Here is a 10,780-nt window from a genome sequence, read left to right as displayed (position 1 = left end):
GCCTATGGTCGCGCGCTTTTCCGGGGAAGCGCGCGTCATGGATGCGGAAACGGCCGTCGACAATGCGGGGCCGCTTTCTCACGACAGCCGGCAATGTCAGCTGTTGGTGCAAAGCGTGTCCGATTACGCCATGTATATGCTCGATACCGGTGGCCACGTGCGTAGCTGGAACCCCGGCGGCGAGCGTATCAAGGGCTATACGGCGGACGAAGTCCTGGGTGCGCATTTTTCGCGTTTCTACCTGCCCGAAGACGCGCAGCGTGGTGAGCCGGCGCACAATTTGGACATCGCAAGACGCGAAGGCCGCTTTGCTGCCGAAGGGTGGCGTGTGCGCAAGGATGGCAGCCGGTTCTGGGCCAGCGTGGTGATCGAACCGGTGCTGGAATTCGGCGTGCTGGTCGGCTTTGCCAAGATCACCCGCGATGTCACCGACCGGCATCAAGCGCAGCGCTTGTTGCAGCAGGCGCAGCACGCGTTGATGCAATCGCAGAAAGGCGATGCGCTGGGCCGGTTGACGCTGGGCATCGCGCACGATTTCAACAATCTGCTGACGGTGATGGTGACCAGCCTGGAGTTGATCGCGCTGCGCGCCGGCGATGACGCACGCACCCGCATGCTGGTGGAAACCGCGCAGACTGCGGTGGATCGCGGCACCCTGCTGACACGCCAGTTGCTCAGCTTTGCGCGTGGACAACGTCTGGTCCCGGAACGGCACCCGGCCAACGACGTGGTGGGGCGTGCGCTGGAATTGTTGCGGCGCTCCTGCCCGGCAGGGGTTGCACTGTCGTTCGACTTTGCGCAGGCCTTGCCGGACGTGCAAGTGGACCCCAGTCAACTGGAAGCGGCCTTGCTCAATCTTGTCTTCAACAGCTGCGATGCCATGCCCGCTGGCGGCAGCATCGTGGTGGCGACGGCATCGCAACAGCGGCTCGCGCCGTCGGATCCGTGCGGCCTGCCCCAACGGTACGTGAGTATCTCGGTGCGCGACGATGGCGCGGGCATGTCCGAGCACGTGGCGCAGCATGCCAACGAACCGTTTTTCACAACCAAGGATGTCGGCAAGGGCTCCGGCCTTGGCTTGAGCCAGGTATACGGCTTTGCTTCCCAGTCCGGCGGCTTTGTCGAGCTCGAAACTGCACCCGCCCGTGGCACCACCGTGACCCTGTTTCTCCCGGCCATCGAGGAGGCCGAGCATGACTGATTCCCTGCGCCTGCTGATGGTGGAAGATCAACAAGAACTGCGTGACTTGATTGGTGAAGCGCTCCGCGATGCCGGCATCAGCGTCGATACCGCCGACGACGGCCACAGTGCCTTGCGCATGCTGCGCGAGCAGGGTCCGTATGATGTGGTGTTCAGCGATATTCGCATGCCCAATGGCATGTCGGGAATCGAGTTGAGCGAGCAGGTAGCGCAATTACTGCCGCAGGCGCGCGTGATCCTGGCCTCGGGTTTTGCCAAGGCGCAGTTGCCGCCGTTGCCGGCACAGGTGGACTTCTTGCCCAAGCCCTACCGCCTGCGTCAGCTCATCGACATGTTGAAAGGCGCATCAGCCAGCGTGTAAGCGCTGGCTGCTTCAACGCCAGGCACTCATCAGCGACTTTGGTAGTGCACCTTGTCGATGGCGATCTCCACCGGTGCAGCCGGCGGGTCGGCCACCAGCATGAAGGCCTGTTTGACCGCCTGCAGATCCAGGTCGTAGAACGCACCGAGCGGAATGCTCACCTCGTGCCAGGCGCCATCGCGCACCAGGCCGTAATGATTGCCGCCAGCGACAAAGTCCACCCAGCTGTCGCCAAAACTGGTGTTGATGCCGATCTTGAAGGTCGAAGGCGTGCTGGTTTTCATGTGCAGCTTCAACGTGCCGCCCGCATACGCAGACAGATCGCGATAATCGGTCTGGATGCCCAATCCGTACCACGCGCCGGCGTTGGCGCGGTACGCCATCACGCTGCCTCCTTCGAACGGCGACTGCGCTATCGGTGTGAGGTTGTTCCACAGATACAGCTCGGCATCCTGACCGAAGGTCAGCCGCGCGCTGGTGTCGGTTTGTTCGGTGAACACACCAAAGCGCCCGGCGGGTGCGGCATGTTGCGCGCCCACGTACAACGCCGAGCCGGGATTCTGGTACAGGCGGATGTAATCGACCTCCATCTTGCCTGGCAATGGCGCGGTGACCGCAGCGGGTGAGCTGATGCCGGTGAACGTGCCACCGACGGCCAGATTGAGCAATAGATACTGCTGCTGATGGAATTCGTGCAGCGATGCGCCATCGATATTGGAGATCGCAAATTCGAAATATTGCTGGCCGTCGATCGACACGCGGATGAACTGCGGGTCCCAGGTCATGCGGTACACGTGGAAATCGGTATGCAGATCCACCGGGTGGGTGTAGCTGGTGTCGTAGTCGGCCTGCGCGCCGTTGTAATCCCAATGCACCGCCGCGCCGATGCGGCGGTTGACGGTGCCATTGGCGATCGCTGCGGCCATGCCGGCTTCCATCAGGTCGATCTCGCCACGCCCGGGCCAGACGCCGATGGTGCCCAGCATCCAGTACGCCGGCCACAGCCCGTTGCCGACCACCGGTGTCTTGATGCGTGCTTCCAGCGTGCCGTATTTGAAATGCATGCGGCCTTCGGTCTTGAGCCGCGCGGAGGTGAACGGCATGCCCTGAAACGTTTCGCGTCGCGCTTCGATCACCAAGCGCCCATTTTCGATGCGCGCGTTTTCCGGACGGCTGGTGTAGTACTGCAATTCGCCGTTTCCCCAGCCGCACAGGCCGATCTGGCAGCCGTTGCCGACGTCGTAAATCCATTTGTTGCCATCGATACTCGGGCCGTTGAAGTTGTCTTCCCACACCAGGGTCTGTGCGTGCGCGCCGGGTGCCAGCCCCACGCCAAGCAACACAGCGAACTGCACAGCAACACTGCGTAAGGTGTTCATTGCACGCCTCTCCAGGTGCGGACCTGAGTCCTTGGAGAAGCGACGCTGCGTAGCTGGCCCCGCACAGTCAACGCAATTTCCTGGTGTGTTTCAGTTTCGTGGTGTTCATTCCGAAATGAGTGCGTCGCGATATGACGCCGGTCGCAAACGTCGTCGGTTGCATGCTGCGTGGCAGCAGCGGCTTACCGCCGACGGCACGGCCCAATCAAGAGCGGCCAACAAAAACGACTGCGCAGGCGCCAGGCGGGCGCGGCCGTTGTTCGGGATCGGCATGTTGCTGTTCGTACGCTGCGCGTTCTCCGCGCCGTCCACGCCAGCGGAAGGGCTGCTCGCTAGGGTCTAACCGATGCAAGGCGAGTAGACGGAGGATTCAATACCTGTGGTGCGGTCGAGCAGGTAAGCAAGCCATTGACCGGTCGTCCGCCAGATGCGCGGGCTGCCTATCGTTGGCATGCAGTGACGCCTGCGGCAACGCACGTATCAGTGCAGTGTTCGCTGCCTGCCGACCAACCTGCGGTGACGCGCTGGCGCGGACAACCGGTAGCGTAGGCTATGCGTGAGAGCCGGAGCGAACGAGCGATGGTGAGCTGGATGACGGCTGCTCCTGCCGGGTGATCGGTCAGCGGCCCGGGTGTCTCTCAGTGGCCTGCGTGCACGGTCCATGCCACCAGCCGAATCACCAACGGCCGCACCACCAGCACGCAGCAGAACGCAGTGGGCATCGCGATGCGATAGGCATCCAGTACGCGCCACAGATAACCGGGCGCCAGGCCGGTGTTGGCGCCGGTGATCACCAGGCACATCAGCAGCGCCATGATCGTGGCCATGTAGAACGCGAAGACAAAGGGGGTGGCGCGGACGCCCGGCTTCCAGCGCGGACGCACCTTGGTCGAGGAGGGTGGCGATGACGACATGGGAGGTGCCCGGAATGCCGCAACACAGCGGCGTGGGCGGCACTGTAGAAGCGCCGCCGACATCGGGGTAGATCGCGTAGCCTTGCGGCTTACATAAGCAAATCTTACGAATCGTTCGGTAATGCTGTGCCTCATCCATGAATATTCTTCAGTCCATCCGTAGTTTTGTCGGCACGGTCGATGCCGGCAGCATTGCCGCAGGTGCCAAGTTGCTGGGGGTGAGCGCGGCGGCGGTCAGCCAGAACATCGCGCGCCTGGAACAGCACCTTGGCGTGCGTCTGCTGCACCGGACCACGCGTAGCCTGGCCCTGACCGAGCGCGGAGCGCTCTACTACGAGCAGGTGCGCCAGCTGGAGCGCGATCTGGAGCGCGCGCGGCAATCGGTTGCCGGGCCGCAACAGGCGCCGGCCGGACGCCTGCGCGTTGCCAGCACCGCCGGGTTCGCGCGCCATGTGCTGGCGCCGATGTTGCCCGCATTGCGCCAGCGCTACCCGCAACTGGACATCGAATTGCAATGCACCGACCGCGTGGTGCAGCACGCCAGGGAAAGCGTGGACGTCAGCTTGCGGATCGAGGCGCAGCTGGAGGATGGCCTGGTGGCGCGCTGCATTGCGCAGGTCCCGTTCGTGGTCTGCGCTGCGCCGGAGTATCTGGCCCGTCGCGGCACGCCGCAGACTGCGGACGAATTGAAGTACCACGACTGCCTGTTGCTGCGGTATCCGGTGGACGGACGGTTCCTGCGCTGGACCTTCGTACGCGACGGCGTGCGCTTCCAGCCGGAGTTGGGCCAGGCGATGGTCAGCGACGATGTCGATGCGCTCGCCACCATGGCCGCTGCCGGTGGCGGCATCACGCGACTGGCCGCCTTTGTCGTCGAACCTTATATGCAGCGCGGTCAGCTGCAGCCGCTGTTCGTCCCCGATGCGGGCAGGGCAGCCCAGGCCTTGCCCGAGCCATTGCGGATCTACCTGTGCGTTGCCGACCGCCGCGACTTCACCCCGAAGGTGCGCGCCTTCATGGACCACGTGCTCGAACGCCTGCCGGCGCAGTGGCGCTTCACCGAGCCGGCGTTGCTGGCCGCACCTGCGGAAGCGGTGACCGGTGTGTAGCCGACATGTTCAAGCCGTTTGTTGCGCCCTGGCAACAACGCGTACGCCGGCGTGATATGCCTGCGTGCAACCGGGTGTCGAACTGCCTGGTTGCCAAGCGGCTCCAGAACACGAAGTGCCCGACGTCATCGTCTTCGATGCATGACACCATCGATCACTACCCACGCCGCAGCACCCTGGCGCTCACTCCAGTTTGAGCATCACGATCGAGTGCGCCGGCAACGCCACGGTCAGTGCCTTGCCCTGTACGCGTGCACCGTTGAATGGCTTGGGCGCCACGTTACGCGGCTGTGCAAACGTGTTGTGTGCGGTGATTGCCGGAGCGGTCAGGATCTGTCCGGCCACGCCGCGCAGCGGCAGGCCGTCCACCTGCACGGCGACGGTTGCCGCTGCGGTGGCATCCAGATTGGTCAATGCCACATAGACGTGGCCGTCCTTGGCCTTGACGGCCGAACCGTGCACCGCAGGTACATGCGCATCGCCGTGGCGGTACTGCGGCGTCTGCAGTTGCAGCGGCAGGTGGGTGGCGTCCTGATACGGCTTGTACAGCGCGAACACATGGTAGGTGGGCGTCAGCACCATCTTGTCGCCGTCGGTGAGGATCATCGCCTGCAGCACGTTGACCATCTGCGCGATGTTGGCCATGCGCACGCGCTCGGCATGCGCGCTGAAGATGTCGATGTTCAACGACGCCACCAGCGCATCGCGCAGACTGTTCTGCTGATGCAGAAAACCGGGGTTGGCATCGTGCAGGCCGGCGTACCAGGTGCCCCATTCGTCCACGACCAAGGCCACTTTCTTGCCCGGGTCATAGCGATCCATGATCGCGCTGTGTTTGCTGATCAGCTCATCCATCACCAACGTGCGCGCCAGCGTATCGATCCACGCAGCCTCATCGAAATCGGTCGATGACGCGCGCGGCGGCCAGCCACCGGGCACGGTGTAGTAGTGCAGGCTCAGGCCGTCCATCAGCTTGCCGGCCTCGCGCATCATCACCTCGGTCCAGTGGTAATCGTCGTTGTTGGGGCCGGGCGCGATCTTGAGGATCTTCTGGTTGGCCGGTGCCTTGACGAAGGTCTGGTAGCGCCGATACACGTCGGCCGCGTATTCCACGCGCATGTTGCCGCCGCAGCCCCACAGCTCGTTGCCCACGCCGAAGTAGGGCACCTGCCACGGCGCATCGCGGCCATTGGCGCGGCGCTCGTTGGCCAACGTCGACCGGCTCGGCGCTGTCATGTATTCGGCCCATTGCGCGATTTCGTCCGGGGCCGCATTGCCCACGTTGCCGGCGACATAGGCCTGGGTGCCGAGCAGCTCGGTGAAGTCCATGAATTCGTGCGTGCCGAAGTGGTTGGATTCTTCCACGCCGCCCCAGTGCGTGTTGACGCTGATCGGGCGCTTGGCCGGCGCGCCGACGCCATCGCGCCAATGGTATTCATCGGCAAAGCAACCGCCCGGCCAGCGAATGTTCGGTACTGCAATGGCCTTCAACGCCGCCACCACATCGTTGCGATAGCCGCGTGTATTGGGGATGGGCGAGTCCTCGCCAACCCACACCCCGCCATAGATGCCGGTCCCCAGGTGCTCGGCAAACTGCCCGAACAGCTGCCGCGATACCTGCGCACCGGGCTGGTCCGCCTGCAGCGTGCCGGTCACCTTGACCTCGGTAGCGGAGCCGGCGAGCGCGCTGGTGGCCAGTGCGACTGCCACGATCGACCGCAACAGCTGGCTGAGTGATAGCCGCAACGCGAGGGGAATGCACTGCATCGGGTGGGTGCTCCTGTGCTGGTCGGTGGAGGTGGTCACGCACAGCCAGTGGGCAAGCGTGGCCCTAGCGTAGTGCGTGCACTGCCTGCTTGTATTGCTGCATTGCGACCAAGGCGAACACCGCCGCATGCAGACGGCGCGCGGTTGGAGCAATCGACATGCGTTGCGCCACGAGATGCGCAGCAGCATGGCCGGCAGCCACGTCGGGCGGCTATGCTCGCCAGCTTCCAGTATCGGCGGGACGATCATGCAGCGAGTGTTCGGGCGGTTGCCAGACGGGGTCGAGATCCATGCGCTGACGCTGCGCAGCGATGCCGGGCTGGAGGCGGAGATCCTCACCTACGGCGGCATTCTGCATGCGCTGCGGCTGACCACTGCGCAGGGCGTGGTGCCGCTGGTGTTGGCGTTGCCGGATCTGCCCGCGTACGCCGCCGATGGCGATAGCCTCAATATCCTGGTCGGGCGTTTTGGCAACCGCATCGGCGGTGCGCGTTACACGCTCGATGGCGTGACCCACACGCTGGTGGCCAACGAAGGGCGTAATCAGTTGCATGGCGGTCTGCACGGTTTCGGGCGGCGTGTGTGGAGCGTGCTGGAGCACGCGCCCGATCAGGTGTTGCTCGGCTACGACTCGCCCGATGGCGAAGAAGGCTACCCCGGCAATCTGCAGGTGCGCGCGCGGCTGCAACTGCGAGGGCTCGACCTGCAGTTGGACTTCAAGGCGCAGTGCGATGCCGCTACTCCGTTGAACCTCACCCATCACCCATATTTCAACCTGTCCGGCGACCCGCATCAGCGCGCCGCCGCGCAGGTGCTGCGGGTGCCGGCCGATCGTTATCTGCCGGTGGATGCCGAATCGATCCCGACCGGCGAGATCGCCCCGGTCGCCGGCACACCGTTCGATTTCCGCAACGCTGCCGCCTTGGCCGACAACCGCGATGCTGCGCATCCGCAGGTGATCCTTGGCAAAGGCTACGACCGGTGCCTGGTGCTGGCGGCAGACGCCGATTGCGTGGCCGAGCTGTACTCGCCGCACAGTGGCGTGGCGCTACGCATCACCAGCGATGCACCGGCAGTGCAACTGTACGAAGGCCAGCATCTGGACGACCACCATCCCGGCCTGGGGCGCGGGGTGTGCCTGGAGCCGCAGGACTACCCGGATGCACCGAATCATCCGCATTTCCCGTCGACGATCCTGCGTCCCGGCCAGACCTATCGCCGCCATATCGCCTATCGCTTCGCCAGCCTGGGACCGGATCGGCCGTGGGCGGAGGTCAGCGCTGCGCTGGATGCCTAGCTGCGGCGATCGCAACGGCCATGCGATCGTCGGGCGGGCAGGGCAGCGTTGCCGCCGTGCCGGCGACGGCTGGGCGCGGTGGTCGTCTACTTTGAGCTGAGCAGGGGCAGCGACGGTGCTAGCCCTGCGCGCACAGGCGCCTGGCGCTTACCGGGTGCATGGACGCACGCGCAGCCAGCGCGATCAGCGCGGCCCCAGCACCAGCTCGATCACGAACTTGCTGCCGAAGAACGACAACACCAGCAACGCCATCGCGGTCAGCGTCCAGTGCACCGCCTTGGTGCCGCGCCAACCGTTGCGCCAGCGGCCGATCAGCAGCGCACCGAACACGATCCACGACAGGATGCTGAGCACGGTCTTGTGCAGCAGCCGCTGCGCCAGGAAGTCCTGCACGAACAGCAGGCCGGTGAGCAGGGTCAGGCTCAGCAACACAAAGCCCACCGTGATCGTGCGGAACAGCAGCGTCTCCAGCTCGGTCAATGGTGGCAGCGCACGCAGCCAGGTATGGAAATCGCGCCTGCGCAATGCGCGCTCCTGCAGCCACAGCATGATCGCCAGCAGCGCGGCAATGCCCAGCGTGGCATAGGCCAACAGCGCCATCCATGCGTGCAGCTCCAGCCGCCAGCCCAGATCCGCGCTCGGCTCATGGCCGTAGGCGTGGTAGCAGACCAGCAGCAAGGCCGACAGCGGGAACACCACCACGCCCACTGCTGCCATGCGCCCGCGGGCGCCGAACACCGCCGTCAGCGCCGCCATGCCCAGCCCGCACAGCGACAGCGCGGCGAAGAAGTGCATGTCCGGCCCGCCAGCGGTACGGAACGCAACCATCGCGTGATAGCCGGCGTGCAGCGCCACTGCCGCCAATGCTGGCGCCAGCCAACGCGCGGGTGCCTGGTTGCCATCGCGCACTACCGCTCGGGTGAGCAGTGCCGTGGCCAGCAGATACAAGGCGGACGCGATGAGAATGAGTGTCATCGTGGAAGTTTCGCATATTGGTGGGGCCGGGATTCGGGAATCGTGAATCGGGAATCGGTGAAGCAGGAGCTGTGGGTCGCGAGAGTTGAGGGGACTGGCAGCGAGCAGTCGTGGGGCCGGGCATCGACCTGGCGCTTCGTTGGGCTGGCGGCGGCGGCGCGGCCGGCTTGGGCGAGCTGACCCTGTCGGGCGGGACAGGGCCGCGGGTGCCGGGCAGCGGCGCTGGCCGGGGCAGGCCGTCAGCCGGTGCCGCTATAATCGGTGCCCGTTTCCCTTTGCGGTCCCTTGCGCATGTTCGAGTCCCTTACCCAACGTCTCTCCGGCACCATGGAGCGCCTGCGCGGCCGCGGCCGCCTGACCGAGGAGAACATCCGGGAAGCCACCCGTGAAGTGCGCATCGCGCTGCTCGAAGCCGACGTCGCCCTGCCGGTGGTGCAGGCGCTGATCGAACGCATCAAGGTGCGTGCGGTCGGCCAGGAGGTGCTCAAGTCGCTGACCCCGGGCCAGGCGCTGATCAAGATCGTCCGCGACGAACTGACCGCGGTCATGGGCGCGGCCGCCACCGACCTCAACCTCAACGTGCCGGCGCCGGCGATCATCCTGATGGCCGGCCTGCAGGGCGCGGGCAAGACCACCACGGTCGGCAAGCTCGCCAAGCACCTGAAGGAAAAGCGCAAGAAAAAGGTCATGGTGGTCTCGGCCGACGTCTATCGCCCGGCCGCGATCGAGCAGCTCAAGACCCTGGCCGAACAGGTCGGCGTGCTGTTCTTCGCCTCCGATGCCTCGCAGAAGCCGGTCGATATCGTGCGTGCCGCCATCAGCGACGCGCGCAAGTCGTTCGTCGATGTGCTGCTGGTCGATACCGCCGGTCGCCTGGCGATCGATGCGGCGATGATGGACGAGATCAAGGCGCTGCACGCGGCGGTCAACCCGACCGAAACCCTGTTCGTGGTCGATGCGATGACCGGCCAGGACGCGGCCAACACCGCCAAGGCCTTCGGTGAGGCATTGCCGCTGACCGGGGTGGTGCTGACCAAGACCGACGGCGACGCCCGTGGCGGTGCGGCGCTGAGCGTGCGCTACATCACCGGCAAGCCGATCAAGTTCGTCGGTACCGGCGAAAAGACCGACGGCCTGGACGTGTTCCATCCCGACCGCGTCGCCAGCCGCATCCTGGACATGGGCGATGTGCTGTCGCTGGTGGAGCAGGTCGAGCACAGCGTCGACCAGGAAAAGGCTGCCAAGCTCGCCGCCAAGGTCGCCAAGGGCAAGAAGTTCGACCTCAACGACATGAAGGAGCAGCTCGAACAAATGCAGAACATGGGCGGCATCCATGGGCTGATGGACAAGCTGCCGGGCATGGGCCAGATCCCGGACAACGTCAAGCAGCAGGTCACCGGCAAGGAAGTGCCGCGCATGATCGCCATCATCAATTCGATGACCAAGAAAGAGCGCCGCAACCCGACATTGCTCAACGGTTCGCGCCGCGCCCGCATCGCACGCGGCTCGGGCATGCAGCCGGCCGACGTCAACAAGCTGATGAAGCAGTACCAGCAGATGGAAAAGATGATGGGCAAGCTGGCCGGCGGCGGCATGAAGGGCCTGATGCGCAACATGAAGGGCATGATGGGCGCCATGGGCGGCCGTGGCGGCATGCCGTTCCGTTGAGTTTCAAGCGGCAACGCGTGCCTCGACAGGCACGCGTTGCGTCGCACGCGCTGGCAATCATGCGGGCGCTGCAGTCGACCACTGGCTAGATCGTGCTGCTGCCGGCAGT

Annotated in this window: 9 protein-coding genes; 5 read left to right on the top strand and 4 right to left on the bottom strand. The window is 65.0% G+C overall.

Features of this window, described 5'->3' with window-relative positions; translation table 11 throughout:
- Positions 1-37 precede the first annotated feature (37 nt).
- Positions 38-1,201, top strand: coding sequence for a PAS domain-containing sensor histidine kinase (locus tag GGR61_RS02325; RefSeq protein ID WP_184620325.1), 1,164 nt, complete (start codon positions 38-40; stop codon positions 1,199-1,201).
- Entirely contained in the window at positions 1,194-1,562 is a 369-nt protein-coding gene (locus tag GGR61_RS02320; protein WP_184408693.1) for a response regulator, read from the top strand. The genes GGR61_RS02325 and GGR61_RS02320 overlap by 8 nt, the downstream gene beginning before the upstream one ends.
- 29 nt (positions 1,563-1,591) lie before the next feature.
- On the opposite strand, the gene GGR61_RS02315 is transcribed toward GGR61_RS02320, so the two are convergent.
- Together GGR61_RS02315 and GGR61_RS02310 are read right to left on the bottom strand one after the other, a co-directional pair.
- Entirely contained in the window at positions 1,592-2,941 is a 1,350-nt protein-coding gene (locus GGR61_RS02315; RefSeq protein ID WP_184620324.1) for a glycoside hydrolase family 16 protein, read from the bottom strand.
- 638 nt (positions 2,942-3,579) lie between these two features.
- On the bottom strand, positions 3,580-3,855 hold the full coding sequence (locus tag GGR61_RS02310) for a DUF2798 domain-containing protein (RefSeq protein ID WP_184408691.1): 276 nt from the start codon (positions 3,853-3,855) through the stop codon (positions 3,580-3,582).
- Positions 3,856-3,992: 137 nt separating this feature from the next.
- On the opposite strand from GGR61_RS02310, the gene GGR61_RS02305 reads away from it, so the two are divergent.
- Positions 3,993-4,964 (top strand): LysR family transcriptional regulator, encoded by a 972-nt coding sequence (locus tag GGR61_RS02305; protein WP_184620323.1) that lies wholly within the window; start codon positions 3,993-3,995, stop codon positions 4,962-4,964.
- Between the two features lie 183 nt (positions 4,965-5,147).
- Here GGR61_RS02305 and GGR61_RS02300 read toward each other — a convergent pair whose 3' ends face one another.
- Positions 5,148-6,731, bottom strand: a complete 1,584-nt coding sequence (locus tag GGR61_RS02300) for an alpha-L-arabinofuranosidase C-terminal domain-containing protein (protein ID WP_184620322.1) — start codon at positions 6,729-6,731, stop codon at positions 5,148-5,150.
- Positions 6,732-6,978: 247 nt separating this feature from the next.
- On the opposite strand from GGR61_RS02300, the gene GGR61_RS02295 reads away from it, so the two are divergent.
- Positions 6,979-8,028, top strand: a complete 1,050-nt coding sequence (locus GGR61_RS02295) for an aldose epimerase family protein (RefSeq protein ID WP_184620321.1) — start codon at positions 6,979-6,981, stop codon at positions 8,026-8,028.
- A 183-nt stretch (positions 8,029-8,211) separates the two neighbouring features.
- On the opposite strand, the gene ccsA is transcribed toward GGR61_RS02295, so the two are convergent.
- The gene (gene ccsA, locus GGR61_RS02290) at positions 8,212-9,003 is read right to left on the bottom strand and encodes a cytochrome c biogenesis protein CcsA (RefSeq protein WP_184408687.1); all 792 of its coding nucleotides are present in this window, start codon (positions 9,001-9,003) and stop codon (positions 8,212-8,214) included.
- A 291-nt stretch (positions 9,004-9,294) separates the two neighbouring features.
- Between ccsA and ffh the strand changes: the two genes are divergently transcribed.
- Entirely contained in the window at positions 9,295-10,671 is a 1,377-nt protein-coding gene (gene ffh, locus GGR61_RS02285; RefSeq protein ID WP_184408686.1) for a signal recognition particle protein, read from the top strand.
- Positions 10,672-10,780: the final 109 nt, after the last annotated feature.

Origin of the sequence: Xanthomonas sp. 3058, from assembly GCF_014199765.1 — a bacterium.
Classification (GTDB): domain Bacteria; phylum Pseudomonadota; class Gammaproteobacteria; order Xanthomonadales; family Xanthomonadaceae; genus Xanthomonas; species Xanthomonas campestris_B.
This window is presented reverse-complemented; position numbering and strand designations above follow the sequence as displayed.